Annotated in this window: 13 protein-coding genes and 1 tRNA gene; 9 read left to right on the top strand and 5 right to left on the bottom strand. The window is 69.4% G+C overall.

The window, feature by feature from the left end; genetic code table 11:
• The first annotated feature begins 10 nt into the window (after positions 1-10).
• Positions 11-943 (top strand): ABC transporter substrate-binding protein, encoded by a 933-nt coding sequence (locus OHT76_RS18080; protein WP_328871869.1) that lies wholly within the window; start codon positions 11-13, stop codon positions 941-943.
• A 77-nt stretch (positions 944-1020) separates the two neighbouring features.
• The gene (locus OHT76_RS18085) at positions 1021-1446 is read left to right on the top strand and encodes a hypothetical protein (RefSeq protein WP_328876562.1); all 426 of its coding nucleotides are present in this window, start codon (positions 1021-1023) and stop codon (positions 1444-1446) included.
• A 382-nt stretch (positions 1447-1828) separates the two neighbouring features.
• On the opposite strand, the gene OHT76_RS18090 is transcribed toward OHT76_RS18085, so the two are convergent.
• On the bottom strand, positions 1829-3217 hold the full coding sequence (locus tag OHT76_RS18090; protein ID WP_328871870.1) for a cystathionine beta-synthase: 1389 nt from the start codon (positions 3215-3217) through the stop codon (positions 1829-1831).
• A 157-nt stretch (positions 3218-3374) separates the two neighbouring features.
• Between OHT76_RS18090 and OHT76_RS18095 the strand changes: the two genes are divergently transcribed.
• From OHT76_RS18095 to OHT76_RS18110, 4 genes are all read left to right on the top strand, one after another.
• On the top strand, positions 3375-4403 hold the full coding sequence (locus OHT76_RS18095; RefSeq protein WP_328871871.1) for an SGNH/GDSL hydrolase family protein: 1029 nt from the start codon (positions 3375-3377) through the stop codon (positions 4401-4403).
• Positions 4404-4544: 141 nt separating this feature from the next.
• The gene (locus OHT76_RS18100) at positions 4545-5639 is read left to right on the top strand and encodes an acyltransferase family protein (protein WP_328871872.1); all 1095 of its coding nucleotides are present in this window, start codon (positions 4545-4547) and stop codon (positions 5637-5639) included.
• Positions 5640-5711: 72 nt separating this feature from the next.
• Positions 5712-6932 carry an acetyl-CoA C-acetyltransferase gene (locus tag OHT76_RS18105; protein ID WP_328871873.1) on the top strand — a complete coding sequence of 407 codons (1221 nt, stop codon included), beginning with the start codon at positions 5712-5714 and terminating at the stop codon, positions 6930-6932.
• Between the two features lie 275 nt (positions 6933-7207).
• Positions 7208-7990 (top strand): hypothetical protein, encoded by a 783-nt coding sequence (locus OHT76_RS18110; protein ID WP_328876563.1) that lies wholly within the window; start codon positions 7208-7210, stop codon positions 7988-7990.
• A 55-nt stretch (positions 7991-8045) separates the two neighbouring features.
• Here OHT76_RS18110 and OHT76_RS18115 read toward each other — a convergent pair whose 3' ends face one another.
• Positions 8046-8357: a hypothetical protein gene (locus OHT76_RS18115; RefSeq protein ID WP_328871874.1), complete on the bottom strand. Its 312-nt coding sequence runs from the start codon at positions 8355-8357 to the stop codon at positions 8046-8048.
• Between the two features lie 102 nt (positions 8358-8459).
• Here OHT76_RS18115 and OHT76_RS18120 point away from each other — a divergent pair, with 102 nt between their 5' ends.
• Entirely contained in the window at positions 8460-8690 is a 231-nt protein-coding gene (locus tag OHT76_RS18120) for a DUF4287 domain-containing protein (RefSeq protein WP_315883725.1), read from the top strand.
• A 69-nt stretch (positions 8691-8759) separates the two neighbouring features.
• Here OHT76_RS18120 and OHT76_RS18125 read toward each other — a convergent pair whose 3' ends face one another.
• The 3 genes from OHT76_RS18125 to OHT76_RS18135 form a co-directional block, all read right to left on the bottom strand.
• Positions 8760-9671, bottom strand: a complete 912-nt coding sequence (locus OHT76_RS18125) for a Bax inhibitor-1/YccA family protein (RefSeq protein ID WP_328871875.1) — start codon at positions 9669-9671, stop codon at positions 8760-8762.
• 189 nt (positions 9672-9860) lie between these two features.
• Positions 9861-11036 (bottom strand): 4-hydroxybenzoate 3-monooxygenase, encoded by a 1176-nt coding sequence (locus OHT76_RS18130; RefSeq protein ID WP_328871876.1) that lies wholly within the window; start codon positions 11034-11036, stop codon positions 9861-9863.
• Positions 11037-11223: 187 nt separating this feature from the next.
• A tRNA-Leu gene (locus OHT76_RS18135) sits at positions 11224-11306 on the bottom strand.
• A 392-nt stretch (positions 11307-11698) separates the two neighbouring features.
• Here OHT76_RS18135 and OHT76_RS18140 point away from each other — a divergent pair.
• Entirely contained in the window at positions 11699-12469 is a 771-nt protein-coding gene (locus OHT76_RS18140) for an ABC transporter ATP-binding protein (RefSeq protein WP_328871877.1), read from the top strand.
• Positions 12469-14997, top strand: a complete 2529-nt coding sequence (locus OHT76_RS18145; protein ID WP_328871878.1) for an ABC transporter permease — start codon at positions 12469-12471, stop codon at positions 14995-14997. Before OHT76_RS18140 ends, OHT76_RS18145 begins: the two co-directional genes overlap by 1 nt.
• Positions 14998-15018 lie beyond the last annotated feature (21 nt).

Consider the following 15018-nt stretch of genomic DNA (forward strand, 5'->3'; position numbering starts at 1 on the left):
GGACCTCTCGATGAACCGACGCACTCTCCTCGGCGGCCTCTTCGCAGCCGCCTCCGTCCCCGCCCTGTCCGCCTGCGCGAGCGGCATCACCTCCCTCGACAACGAGGGCACCTCCTCCGGTGGCGGCGGCTCCAGCAAGGGCGGCATCACCATCGGCACCGCCAACTTCACCGAGAACCAGGTGCTCGGGTACCTGTACGCGGCCGTGCTGCAGGCGGCCGGGGTCGAGGTGAACGTCCGCCCCAACCTCGGCACCCGGGAGATCCTCATCCCCGCCATCAGGGGCGGCGACATCGATCTGCTCCCCGAGTACCAGGGCGCCCTTCTGCACTACGTCGCCCCGAAGGCGACGGCGACGGAGGAGGGCGAGATGCAGAACGCCCTCGCGATGGCCCTCCCGGCCGGCCTCCAGGTGCTGCCGTACGGCATGGCCGAGGACTCGGACGCCTTCGTGGTCACACAGGAGACCGCGCGGAAGTACGGCCTGACTTCCCTCGCCGACCTGAAGAAGCAGAACGGCAAGCTGGTCATCGGCGCCGCGCCCGAGGTCAAGAAGCGCGAGGTCGGCGCGGTGGGCCTGAAGGAGGTCTACGGCGTGGAGTTCAAGGAGTTCAAGTCGCTCGACTCCTCGGGCCCGCTGGTCAAGGGCGCCCTGAAGAAGGGCGACGTGGACGTGGCGAACCTCTTCACCACGGACACGGACATCGTGGCCAACGACTGGGTGGTCCTGTCGGACCCGAAGAACCTGATCCCCGGCCAGCACATCGTCCCCCTCATCGCCGACCGCAAGGCGGACTCCACGGTCCGCAAGGCCCTCGCCGAGCTCGGCAACGTCCTCACCACGGCCCAGCTCACCGAGCTGAACCGCCAGGTGGACAAGGACAAGAAGGACCCGGAGGACGTGGCGAACGCCTACGCCGAGCAGCACGGGCTGACCGCCTGAGGACCCGAGGTCGAACAGGGGGGATATCCCCAGTGCCCCGACCGGCCGGGCTCCCTAACGTTGTCCGTATGACGGGAATGGACGCGCGGGACACCGAGCTGAAGAAAGAACTCAACGCCACCCTGCAGGCCCGCAGGGAGCTGGGTGAGGAGTACGAGTCCGCGCTGGTCGACTCGTTCCTGGAGAAGGTCGACCAGCGCATCGACGGGGCGGTCGAGCGCCGGGTGCGCCGGCAGCTCGCCGAGCAGCAGATGGTGGTGGCCCGGGGTTCCCGGTCACCGCAGACGACGGACTCGTGGGGCGAGCGCTTCGGCTTCGGCATCGTCTCGCTGGTGCTCGCGATCCCGCTGTCCGGCATCGGCGGCGGGGTGGCCCACCTGCCCGGCCTGCTGGTCGCCTGGGCGGGCATCGTCGGGGTGAACGTGGTCCAGGCCGCCCGCACCCACCCGGACCTGTTCCGGCGCCGCCGCAAGTCCCAGAAGGACAGCGACTGGGAGGGCTGAGTTGACCACCAGGTCGGCAGTTGCCGGGGAGTTGGGCCAGTACGGCCCGCTGACCAAAAGATAATGCGCGGGGACCGCCGCACCCCCGTTGCCGGGGGGCGGGACGACGGCGGTCCCCGCGAAGGACGTCGACCGGGTCAGGACCGGGTCTCACGTCCGGCGTCCATGGAGGTCCGGGAGCCGCTCCGGAGGTCCTTGGACGTTCGGCGCCGGCTGGGGCGGGGAGCCGCTCCCGCCCTGCCGACACCCACTAATGTGCCGGACCCGTGTTAAGCGGGTGCTGCGCGGACGTGACACCCTCGTACCACTTCCGCGAAGCCCCGAAGGCTGCTGATCACCGCAAGTTCGCCACCGACACGGGCCGTTCACCGTACGTTCGCCGCTACTTCCCGCCCTTGGCGAGGAAGGCGAGCAGGTCCTGACGGCTGATCACGCCGGTGGGCTTGCCCTCGACGAGGACGATCGCCGCGTCCGCCGTACCGAGCACGGACATCAGGTCGCCGACCGGCTCGCCGGAGCCGACCTGCGGCAGCGGGGCCGACATGTGCTTCTCCAGCGGGTCCTCCAGGGAGGCCGTCTTGGTGAACAGGGCGTCCAGCAGCTCCCGTTCCACAACGGAACCGACGACCTCGGCGGCCATCACATCCGGGTGACCCGCGCCCGGCTTGACGATCGGCATCTGCGAGACGCCGTACTCGCGCAGCACCTCGATGGCCTGGCCGACGGTCTCGTCGGGGTGCATATGGACGAGGGACGGCATGGCGCCGTGCTCCTTGTCATTCAGCACATCGGCGACGCGGGCGCTCGGGCCCTCGTCCTCCAGGAAGCCGTAGTCGGCCATCCACTCGTCGTTGAAGATCTTGCTGAGGTAGCCACGACCGCTGTCCGGCAGGAGTACGACGACCACGTCGCCCTCCTCGAGACGCTCGGCGACGCGCAGCGCGGCCACCACGGCCATCCCGCAGGAGCCGCCGACCAGCAGGCCCTCCTCCTTCGCCAGGCGGCGGGTCATCTGGAAGGAGTCCTTGTCGGAGACCGCCACGATCTCGTCGGCGACCGTGCGGTCGTAGGCGCTCGGCCAGAAGTCCTCACCGACGCCCTCGACGAGGTACGGCCGCCCGGAGCCGCCCGAGTAGACCGAGCCCTCGGGGTCGGCGCCGACGACCTGGACCTTGCCGTCGCTGACGTCCTTCAGATAGCGGCCGGTACCGGAGATGGTGCCGCCGGTGCCGACGCCCGCGACGAAGTGGGTGATCTTCCCCTCCGTCTGCTCCCACAGCTCGGGCCCTGTCGAGGCGTAGTGCGAGGCCGGGTTGTTGGGGTTGGAGTACTGGTCGGGCTTCCACGCGCCCGGCGTCTCACGGACCAGCCGGTCGGAGACGTTGTAGTAGGAGTCCGGGTGCTCGGGGTCGACGGCGGTCGGGCAGACGACGACCTCCGCCCCGTAGGCCCGCAGCACATTGATCTTGTCGGTGCTCACCTTGTCGGGGCACACGAAGATGCACTTGTAGCCCTTCTGCTGGGCCACGATGGCGAGCCCGACCCCGGTGTTGCCGCTGGTCGGCTCGACGATGGTGCCGCCGGGCTTGAGCGCGCCGCTCTCCTCCGCGGCCTCGATCATGCGCAGAGCGATCCGGTCCTTCACCGAACCGCCCGGGTTGAAGTACTCCACCTTGGCCAGGACGGTCGCCTTGATGCCCTTGGTCACGCTGTTGAGCCTCACCAGCGGGGTGTTGCCGACGAGACTGATCATCGAGTCGTGGAATTGCACCGTTGTCTCCGGATGCTGCAAAAGATGTCGTTAGTGGTTCCGCCAGCCTATTGGCTCCAGGGCCCCCATGACGGTCGTTCACTCCCCGTTGGGATTGGGCCACGGTCCGTGCGGGGCAATGAGTGGATGTACGGGTTCGAGGAGGTGGCGGCGAGGCATGACGAGCATGTCGAGGGCGAGGGTGGCCCGTCGGATCGCGGCCGGTGCCGCGTACGGCGGCGGTGGGATCGGGCTGGCCGGCGCGGCCGCCGTGGGTCTGGTGCTGGCGGAGGTCCAGCTGGCCAAGCGCGCCGTGAGCAATGGCACGGCGCCGCACGCGCCGAGCGCGGAGGGCCTGTACGGCAATGGCTACACCACCGCCGGTGAGCCTCCGCTCAGGCTGTTGATGCTGGGCGACTCCACGGCCGCGGGCCAGGGCGTACGGCGGGCCGGGCAGACGCCGGGCGCGCTGCTGGCGTCGGGACTGGCGGCGGTGGCGGAGCGCCCGGTGCGGCTGCGCAATGTCGCCTCCCCCGGCGCCACCTCCGACGACCTGGAACGCCAGGTGGCGCTGGCCCTGGCGGACTCCGACCGGCTGCCCGACGTCTGCGTGATCATGATCGGCGCCAATGACGTCACCCACCGCATGCCGGCGACCCGTTCGGTGCGGTATCTGGCGACGGCGGTACGACGGCTGCGCACGGCCGGCGCCGAGGTGGTCGTCGGCACCTGCCCCGACCTCGGCACCATCGAGCCGGTCCAGCAGCCCCTGCGCTGGTTGGCCCGACGCGCCTCCCGTCAGCTCGCGGCGGCCCAGACGATCGGCGTCGTCGAGCAGGGCGGCCGTACGGTGTCGCTGGGCGATCTGCTGGGCCCGGAGTTCGCGGCGAACCCCCGCGAGCTGTTCGGCCCCGACAGCTACCACCCCTCGGCGGAGGGCTACGCCACGGCGGCGATGGCCGTACTCCCGACGGTCTGCGCCGCCCTGGGCCTGTGGCCGGCCGAGGAAGAGCGCCCCGACGTCTCCCGCCGCGAGGGCTTCCTGCCGGTCGCCCGGGCCGCAGCGGAGGCGGCGTCCGAGGCGGGTACGGAGGTCACGGCGGCGATGCCGACCGGCCCCCGGGGCCCGTGGGCGCTGCTCAAGCGCAGGCGCCGGCGCCGGGTCGGGGAGGCGGAACCGTCCCCCACCAGCGCGTCCGGCGTGTGAAGCGGAACCGGACCCTCCTAGCGAGCCGCCTTCCGTACACGCACAGTTCACCGTCCGAGCGATACCGCGTAACCGGATCACCCCCGGCTTTCGCGAGGGTGTGCTTCCGCTGTCAGCTGCTGTCAGGAGCACGCCCCCGCGATGGAAAAGCCCCTTCCGAGACCCACCGGCCAGAGCCGTACCCGTGACCCCTGGTGGGACAACGCCCGGTTCGTCTCCGCCGCACTGATCGTGGTCCTGCACTCCATCGGCAGCCTCATGAGCCGCCACGACACCCTGGCGGTCTACCACGTCGGAACCTGGGCCTTCCGGGTGCCGCTCTTCGTCATCCTGGCCGGGGTCTTCAGCAGCGGAGGGCCACTCGGCCCGCGCCAGCTGCGCACCCTGCTGCGCAACATCGCCCTGCCCGCCCTGATCTTCAGCCTGCTGTTCTCGCTGGAGTCGTACGCACTCGGCCGCCCCTTCAAGCTGCACATCACCGAGCTGCCGTGGACGCTGTGGTTCCTGATGGCGCTCTTCTTCTGGCGGCTGCTGCTGCCCCTGGTGGTCCAGCTGCGCCATCCGCTGCTGGTCACCACGGTCGTGGCGCTCGCGGTCGGGTACATCGACGAGTTCGGCATGCGGTTCGCGGCCAGCCGGACCCTGGTGTACCTGCCGCTGTTCTACTTCGGCTGGAGGCTGGGCCAGGGCATGTTCCGGGAGTGGTTCGCGAGCCGGTGGAGCCTGCCGGTCGCGGTGGCGGGGATCCTCGCCTCCTTCGCCGTGGCCTGGCACGGGGGCGTCAGGGGCACCTGGCTCTCGATGAGCCATGCGTATGCGGCCGACACCCCGCTGGGCATGGAGGGCGCCTGGCTGGTCCGGCTGCTGGTGCTGGCCTCGGCGGCGGCGCTGGTGCTGTGCCTGCTGCGGCTGGTGCCGAAGCGGCGGCTGCCGTTGATCTCCGTGCTCGGGACGGGCGGTTTCACCATCTACCTGCTGCACCCGCTGGTCATTCTGCCGTTCCGTGAGCGCGGTCTGATAGCCCGGGCCGACACCCATCTGGAGCTGATCGCCCTGATGGTGGGCGGGGTCCTGCTCGCGGCGGTGCTCGGGTCGCCGTTCGTACGCCGACTGGTCCAGCCGCTGACCCAGCCGCCTGTGGACTGGCTGTTCGCCCCCATGCCGGCGCAGGCAACGCCGACACCCATCACACCACCTAAGCAAGCGCTTGGAAAAGAGTTCCGCATCACACCCTGATGGCGGTGACCGAGGCCTTACGTACGGGTAACTTCCCCCATACACCCTCTTCCGTCGTCGTCTGGAGCCGTGATGCCCGAAGCCGTGATCGTCTCGACCGCCCGCTCCCCCATCGGCCGCGCTTTCAAGGGCTCTCTGAAGGACCTGCGCCCGGACGACCTCACCGCCACGATCATCCAGGCCGCCCTCGCCAAGGTCCCGGAGCTGGACCCCCGGGACATCGACGACCTGATGCTCGGCTGCGGTCTGCCCGGCGGCGAGCAGGGCAACAACCTCGGCCGGATCGTGGCCGTACAGATGGGGATGGACCACCTCCCCGGCTGCACCGTCACCCGGTACTGCTCCTCCTCGCTGCAGACCTCCCGCATGGCCCTGCACGCCATCAAGGCCGGCGAGGGCGATGTCTTCATCTCGGCCGGTGTCGAGATGGTCTCCCGCTTCACCAAGGGCAACTCCGACTCGCTGCCCGACACGCACAACCCCTTCTTCGCCGAGGCCGAGGCCCGCACCGAGGCCGTCGCCCAGCAGGAGGGCACGACCTGGCACGACCCGCGCGAGGACGGGCTGGTCCCGGACGCCTACATCGCGATGGGCCAGACCGCCGAGAACCTCGCCCGCTGGAAGGGCGTGACCCGCGCGGACATGGACGAGTTCGGCGTCCGCTCGCAGAACCTCGCCGAGGAAGCCATCAAGAACGGCTTCTGGGAGCGCGAGATCACCCCGGTGACCCTCCCCGACGGCACGGTCGTCTCGAAGGACGACGGTCCGCGCGCCGGCGTCACCCTGGAGGGCGTCCAGGGCCTGAAGCCCGTCTTCCGCCCCGACGGCATGGTCACCGCCGCCAACTGCTGCCCGCTGAACGACGGCGCCGCCGCGGTCGTCATCATGAGTGACACCAAGGCCCGCGAGCTGGGCCTGACCCCGCTCGCCCGCATCGTGTCGACCGGTGTCTCGGGCCTGTCCCCCGAGATCATGGGCCTCGGCCCGGTCGACGCCAGCCACCAGGCCCTGCGCCGCGCCGGCCTGACCATCGACGACATCGACCTGGTCGAGATCAACGAGGCGTTCGCCGCGCAGGTGATCCCCTCCTACCGCGACCTGGGCATCCCGCTGGAGAAGCTGAACGTCAACGGCGGTGCCATCGCGGTCGGCCACCCCTTCGGCATGACCGGCGCCCGCATCACCGGCACGCTCATCAACTCCCTCCAGTTCCACGACAAGCAGTTCGGTCTGGAGACGATGTGCGTCGGCGGCGGCCAGGGCATGGCGATGGTCATCGAGCGACTGAGCTGACCGTAGCCGTCGCGAGACCCTGAGTGACCCATAGGCCCAGAACCCGGTAACCGCCCAGGTTCTGGGCCTTTTTGTGATCCAATCTCCCCCAGGATGTGACCTATCTCCCTCGGTTGAGGGATTTGCGCAGGTCAGAGGCGTTACGCCGGTACCCGCCAGGCCCAAAGTCCTGTCCGGTTCGTGACGTTACGCACTGACAGCTGGTTAGTCCACCCTTCAAGCTGATGTAGGAAGTCGGGGGTCGACTTTGAACCGGGAGTACGTCAGTGAGCGCCATGCCGATCGCCCTGCTGCTCACCACGGCAGCCACCGGCGCCGTGGGCGTCGCCGTCCTGCGCACCCTCATGGTGTTGCGCCGACAGGTCGCGGCCCTGCACACCGAGCTCGCCGCGAACAACGCGGCCGCGGCCCGGGGTCTGGTGCCCGCCGCCCGTCCGGCCGCGGACACCGAGGAGATACGCGCCGCCGTGGCCGAGGCCCTGGCGGAGGAGCGCGAGCGGGAGCTCGCCGAGGCGCGCGCCTTCTGGGCAGCGCAGGAGGCCCGTGACGCCTCCGACGCCCCGACGCTGCTGGGCCTGACCGACAGCGAGCTGTTCCTGCCCCGGCAGAGCGATTTCGTGGGCCTTGAGCCGCTGGAGCCGGTCACCGAGCCGACCACGGACGCCGACGAGTTCGCCGGCGAGTCCCCGGAACTGGCCGCGGCCCGCCGCCGCCACCCCTCGCACCCGGATTTCGTACCGGTGCAGTCACCGGTCGTGAACGACCACGAGCGCACGGTAGCCACCCTCGAGGAACTGGCCGCCTCCGCCACCGAACTGACCGACGTCCGCCCGGGCCCCCTCGGCACCCTCGACGTCTACGTCTTCGCCGACGGCACGACACTGTGCATGACCCCGGGCCACCGAGAAACAGCAGAACGCCTGGCCGAAGCCCTCCGCGCGGGCGAGACCCCGGTACTGCTGGGCGGCTCCGGAATCTCAGGGGCGTACACCCTGACATTCGCTTGCGGCGAGGAGAACGTGTACATCTTGGCCGACCGAGTCATAGCGTCCCTTTAGGGGCGCGGGGAACTGCGCGACCAGCCCCCACCGGGCCGCACCCGCCGACGAGACCTCAGACCCCCGCCCTCTTCTGCGCTTCTGCCACCAGTTCCAGCGCTTCGTCCACTTGGGCTTCGTCCGTCAATACGAGGCCCAAGTCATGCACCGCGACGGTGATTTGATCAGCCGCGGCAAACATCCCCGCATCAGGCATGACCCGAGGCTCAACCCCCGGCGCCTCCAAAACCTGCGCCCGGGACGCCAACTCCCTGGCCAGCGCCAGCGCCTCCGCGGCAGCCCCCCGTTGCAAACGGGATTGCGGCGCCGCCCTCAACCGGTCGGCGAAGTGATCCACAGCCTGGGTCAGACGCGTCGTATCCACCACGCCGCAACCGTACGCGCCGAACCGGGACTGTTGCCAACACGCGAACGCTCAGGCACGGTGACCTGAAGGACCGGCTTACATCCCCTGCGTCCGGAGGCGCCGATGTCCCACGTCCTCTCCGAGGAGACCCACCGCAACATGCTCGCCCGCATCCCCCATTGCACCGGTCGTGAAGTCTCCGACTGGCTGCGCACCGTAGAAGAAGGCCCGGCCCTCGTCCGCTTCGAGGAGAAGGTCAGCTGGCTTCGCCACGAATACGACCTCGCGTACGGCCACGCGAAGGCGATCGTCCACGAGTACGACCTGAGGAGGGCGGCGCGCAAGTTCTTCTAGGCGCGCATTGTGTACCGCAGACGCCGAAGGGCCCCGGGTCGATGACCCGGGGCCCTTCCGAAGCGGCAATCAGTCGCTGCTGTTGAGGATCGCGATGATCCTCAGGAACTCCATGTAGATCCACACCAGCGTCAGCGTGAGACCGAAGGCGGCGAGCCAGGCCTCCTCGCGCGGGGCACCGTAGGCGATGCCGTCCTCGACCTGCTTGAAGTCCAGGGCGAGGAAGCAGGCACCGAGCAGGATGCCGACGACACCCATGATGATGCCGAGCGGACCGCTGCGGAAGCCGAGGCCGTCACCGCCGCCGAAGACGGCGAACAGCAGGTTGACCGCCATCAGCAGGATGAAGCCGAGCGCGGCCGCCATCACAAAGCCGACGAAACGGCGGTTGACGCGGATCCAGCCCGCCTTGTACGCCACCAGCACGCTGAGGAAGACCGCCATCGTGCCGAGCACGGCCTGCATGGCCGCACCGTCGGCGAGACGGTTGTCGACAACGCTGGAGACGACGCCGAGGAACACACCCTCGAACGCGGCGTACGACAGGATCAGCGCCGGCGAGGCCTTGCGCTTGAAGGACTGCACGAGCGCCAGGACCATGCCGAGCAGGCCCGCGCCGATGGCGATGCCGTAGGACCGGCTGATGTTGGCGTCGTCGACCGGCAGCAGCGCCCAGGCGAGCGCGGCGGTGACGATCAGGACGCCGAGGGTCGTGCCGGTGCGCATGATGACGTCGTCCAGCGTCATCCGGCCAGTGGTGACCGGGGCCTGCGGCGGCGCGCCGTGCTGCAGGTCCTGCTGGGCGTAAGGGTTCTGCGCGTACGGGTTCTGGGCGTAGGGGTTGGCCCCCTGCGGCTGGGCATACGGGTTGCCCTGCGTACCCACAGCGGCGCCCCCGGCCTGCGGCTGGGCGTTGAAGCCCGCGTAGCCGTTGTCGCGGCTGAACCCCCGTCGCGAGAAGACCGGGTTGCTGCTCCTCATTTCACTCCTCCATGGCCGCCTTGCGGGCCTTGGGCTCAAGAGTAATGGAAAGGCAAAAGAAAGACTCTAGTGCTTGGGGAGGATCTTTCCCTTGCTGTGCTGCGCAACACGCTACGCGGGTCCGTGATTCCCGGCACCGGAGGCCCTCATTCATGACCAACCCGCTACATGGCCGGAACCCATCGGTGATCAGCCGACCGGGAACCCCGTATACGCCTCGGCCAGCTCGGTCTCGGCGGCCCGCGAGGACGCGATCCGCGCCAGCCGGGCGAGCTGGAGCCGGTCCTCGAACGGGGTGGCGTCCGGGGCCCGGTGGAGCAGCGTCGTCATGTCGTAGGAGAACCGCTCGGCCTGCCACACCCGCCGCAGACACTGCGCCGAGTAGGCGTCGAGCAGCTCGGCGGAGCCGATCTCCTTCTCGTACGTCAGCGCCCGCGCGAAGGTGACGACGTCCCCCACGGCCAGGTTCAGCCCCTTGGCCCCGGTCGGCGGCACGATGTGCGCCGCGTCACCGGCGAGGAAGAGCCGGCCGTACCGCATGGGCTCGTGGACGTAGGAGCGCATGGGGGTGACCGACTTCTGGGTGATCGGGCCGCGTTCGAGCCGCCAGTCGTCGTCCGTCTCGAAGCGGCGCTCCAGCTCGGCCCAGATCGCGTCGTCGGACCACTCCTTGGGGTCAGTGCCTTCCGGCACCTGGAGGTAGAGGCGGGAGACGGACGGGGAGCGCATGGACAGGAGGGCGAAGCCGCGGTCGTGGCGGGCGTACACCAGCTCGTCGTGGGAGGGCGGGACGTCGGCCAGGATGCCGAGCCAGGCGAAGGGGTACGTCCGCTCGAAGGTCCGGGTGACGGAGGCGGGGATCGCCTGCCTCGCCACCCCCCAGAAGCCGTCGCAGCCCACGACGTAGTCGCACTCCAGGACGTCCTCGCGGCCCTCGTGCCGGAAGCGGATGCGCGGGCGGTCGCTGTCGGCGTCCTCCACGGCCAGTCCCTCCGCCTCGAAGAGGAGCGGGCCGCCGTCCTTCAATTGGAGGGCGATGAGGTCCTTGCAGACCTCGGTCTGGGCGTAGACCATCACCGACCGGCCGCCGGTGAGGGCGGGGAAGTCGACGCGGTGGCGGGTGCGGTCGTAGCGGAGCTCTATGCCGTCGTGACGCAGGCCCTCGTGGTCCATGCGCGCGCCGGCCCCGGCCGCGCGCAGGACGTCGACGGTGCCCTGTTCCAGGATTCCGGCCCGCTGGCGCTGCTCGACATAGACGCGGTCGCGGCTCTCCAGGACGACCGAGTCGATTCCCGCGTCGGTCAGGAGCCGGGCGAGGAGGAGGCCTGCGGGGCCGGCTCCGATGATGCCGACGGTGGTGCGCATCGGTCGTTCCCTTCGACGGTGGCGGTCGAGGTTTCCCTCGGCGTTCGTCTGGTGAAGTTTGTTTCACTGACTTCTTGCCGTGAGTCTCCGACCGCAACCGGCCGCTGTCAACGGTCCCTGCGGTGAAGTTCTCGATGAAGGGTGCACGGAAAGGGCCGCGAATCGGCGGCCGTGCGTGGGTCGGAGGTGCCCGGAACCGGACTTGAACCGGTACGCCCGCGAGGGGCAGCGAGGTTTAAGCTCGCCGTGTCTGCATTCCACCATCCGGGCAGGCCATGGGCTCCGCGTCGAGGTTCCGAGCCTATCGGGATACATCCCCCGAACAGCGGAAGGACGGCCCGATGTTGTCTTATTTTATTGACGTCTGAGGGTGCATCAGCCCACGGTACGGGCCATCCGCACTTGCCAATAGCCTTGCAACCGCCGCCCGGCCACGCATGGGGAATGACGGAATTTCACCGCCCGAACAAGGACGCTCCACCTGTTCTCGACAGGCGGGCTCTCAGGGGTCGCCGTCATCCCCAGGTATGACACCGCCGCGTTCGGTGCGACCCGAGTCTGCCTTCGGAACCGGAACAGCGGCTGACTACACGGACACCGGCGGCCATGACGATGGAGACGTTCCCGAAACACTTCCAACCTCTGTCGAGGAGCGCCTTCTCGTGACCACCGCATCCATCGCCGGCCGGGCCACCGCCGTGGCCGCGCGCGCCACGGATCTGTCGAAGATCTACGGACAGGGCGAGACCCAGGTGGTCGCCCTGGACCGGGTCTCCGTCGACTTCCGGCAGGCCGAGTTCACCGCGATCATGGGCCCGTCCGGCTCCGGCAAGTCCACGCTGATGCACTGCGTGGCGGGCCTGGACACCTTCTCCTCCGGCTCCGTGCGCATCGGCGACACCGAGCTGGGCTCGCTGAAGGACAAGCAGCTCACCAAGTTGCGCCGGGACAAGATCGGCTTCATCTTCCAGGCGTTCAACCTGCTGCCGACGCTGACCGCGCTGGAGAACATCACCCTCCCGATGGACATCGCGGGGCGCAAGGCGGACAAGCAGTGGCTGGATTCCGTGATCCAGATGGTGGGTCTCAAGGACCGCCTCTCGCACCGGCCCTCCCAGCTCTCCGGCGGCCAGCAGCAGCGCGTCGCCGTGGCCCGTGCGCTCGCCTCCCGGCCGGACATCATCTTCGGCGACGAGCCGACCGGAAACCTCGACTCGCGCTCCGGCGCCGAGGTGCTGGGCTTTCTGCGCAACTCCGTACGGGAGTTGGGGCAGACCGTGGTGATGGTGACTCATGACCCGGTGGCCGCGGCCTACGCGGACCGGGTGGTCTTCCTCGCCGACGGCCGGATCGTGGACGAGATGTACCAGCCCACGGCCGACAACGTCCTCGACTTCATGAAGCAGTTCGACGCGAAGGGCCGCACCAGCTGATGTTCCGCACCGCCCTGCGCAACGTCCTCGCGCACAAGGCCCGCCTGTTGATGACCGTGCTCGCCGTCATGCTCGGCGTCGCGTTCGTCTCCGGCACCCTGGTCTTCACCAACTCCCTCTCCAACGCCCTGCAGAACAGCTCCGCCAAGGGCTTCGACCATGTCGACGTCGCCGTGACGCCCGAGTCCCAGGAGGACAAGGGCAATACGATCGGCAAGACACCCGAGCTGACGAAGGCTCAGCTCGACACGGCCGCCGAGGTGCCCGGCGCCGCCTCCGCGATCGGCGTCGTCAGCGGCTTCACCGCCATCGCCGACAAGGACGGCAAGCTCATCGGCGGCGGCTTCCAGTCGCAGGGCGGGAACTACTGGGGCGACAAGGACGCCCGGTACCCGCTCGTCGACGGGCACAAGCCCAGCGGCGAGGGCGAGGTCCTCATCGACTCCGAGACCGCCGAGCGCGCCGGGTACAAGGTCGGCGACACCGTCCGGCTGTCCGTCGACGGACCGGTGCTGGGGCCCACGATCGTCGGCATCTTCACCACCGACGACGGCAATGTCGCCGCCGGCGGCAGCCTCGCCCTGTTCGACACGGCGACCGCGCAGCAGCTGTTCGGCAAGACGGGCACGTACGACGAGATCGATGTGAAGGCGGCGGCCGGCACCAGCCAGACCGCGCTGAAGGCCGCGCTCGACGAGGCGCTGCCGAAGAACCTGGTGGAGACCACCACCGGTACCCAGCTCGCCGACGACCAGGCCGAGACGATCTCCTCGTCGATGAGCGGGCTGAAGCAGGGGATGCTGGTCTTCGCCGGTATCTCGCTCTTCGTCGGCACATTCATCATCGCCAACACCTTCACCATGCTGGTCGCCCAGCGCACCAAGGAGCTGGCGCTGCTGCGTGCGGTCGGTGCCTCGCGCAAGCAGGTCACGCGGTCGGTGCTGATCGAGGCGTTCGTGGTCGGCGCGGTGGCCGCGGTGGCCGGTCTGGTCGCGGGCATCGGCATCGGGGCCGGACTGCGCTCCCTGATGGGCGTGCTCGGCGCGACCATCCCCGACGGACCGCTGGTGATCTCGCCCGGCACCATCGTGACCGCGCTCGTCGTCGGCGTGGTGATCACCATGGTGGCGGCATGGCTGCCCGGCCGCCGCGCGGCGAAGATCCCGCCGGTGGCGGCGATGAGCAGCCTGCACGCGCAGGCGACCACCAAGTCGCTGGTGCTGCGCAACACGCTCGGCGCGCTGTTCTCCGGCGCGGGTGTCGCGGTCGTGCTCGCGGCGACCTCGATGGACGGCTCGGACGGCCAGGCCCCGATGGGTCTCGGCGCGGTCCTGCTGATCATCGGTGTCTTCATCCTGACGCCGCTACTGTCCCGCCCGCTGATCGCGGCGGCCTCGCCGGTGCTGCGGATCTTCGGGGTCTCGGGCAAGCTCGCCCGGCAGAACTCGGTCCGCAATCCGCGCCGTACGGCCGCCACCGCCTCCGCGCTGATGATCGGGCTCACCCTGATCACCGGTATGACGGTGATGGCGGGCAGCCTCCAGCAGGGCATCGACAAGATGGCGAGCTCGGCGCTGCGCGCGGACTACGTGGTCTCCATGGCGAACGGCAACGAGCTCTCGCCGGACGTCGACAAGAAGCTGCGCGAGCTGGACGACGTCACCGCCACCAGCCCGCTGCGCAACGCGCCCTCCCGGATCGACGGCGACACCGAGTATCTGACCGGCGTCAACGGCTCCTCGATCACCGATCTGACCGAGCTGCCCATGGCAAGCGGCGCCTTCGAGGTCGGCGGCACCCAGGTGGTCGTCGACGACGACACCGCCAAGTCCCATGGCTGGAAGTCCGGTTCGAGCTTCACCGCGCACTACGAGGACGGCAAGGCGCAGCGGCTGACCGTCGCCGGGGTCTACGAGGGCAACGAGATGATCAGCGGGATCATGCTCGACAACCGCACCCTCACCCCGCACCTCACCGACCCGGCCGACATGCAGGTCATGGTGAAGACGGCCGACGGGGCGTCGGACGCCACGAAGGACGCACTGGAGAAGGCCCTCGGCGCCAACCCGGCGATCAAGGTCCAGGACAAGAAGGACCTCTCCAACGAGATCGCGCAGATGTTCACGCTGATCCTCAACATGGTCTACGGCCTGCTCGCCATGGCGGTGATCGTGGCGGTGCTCGGCGTCATCAACACCCTCGCGATGTCGGTGTTCGAGCGCTCCCAGGAGATCGGCATGCTCCGCGCGATCGGCCTGGACCGCAAGGGCATCAAGCGGATGGTCCGGCTGGAGTCCCTGGTGATCTCGCTGTTCGGCGGGGTGCTGGGCATCGGCCTCGGCGTGTTCTTCGGCTGGGCGGCCGGGGAGCTGCTGGCGTCGAGGATGGCGACGTACGAACTGGTCCTGCCGTGGGCCCGGATGGGCGTCTTCCTGCTGCTGGCGGCGACCGTGGGCGTGCTGGCGGCGCTGTGGCCGGCCCGCCGGGCGGCGCGGCTGAACATGCTGACGGCGATCAAGTCGGAGTAGGAACAAGGCGATCGGGCCCCG

The organism is Streptomyces sp. NBC_00287, from assembly GCF_036173105.1.
Lineage (GTDB): Bacteria > Actinomycetota > Actinomycetes > Streptomycetales > Streptomycetaceae > Streptomyces.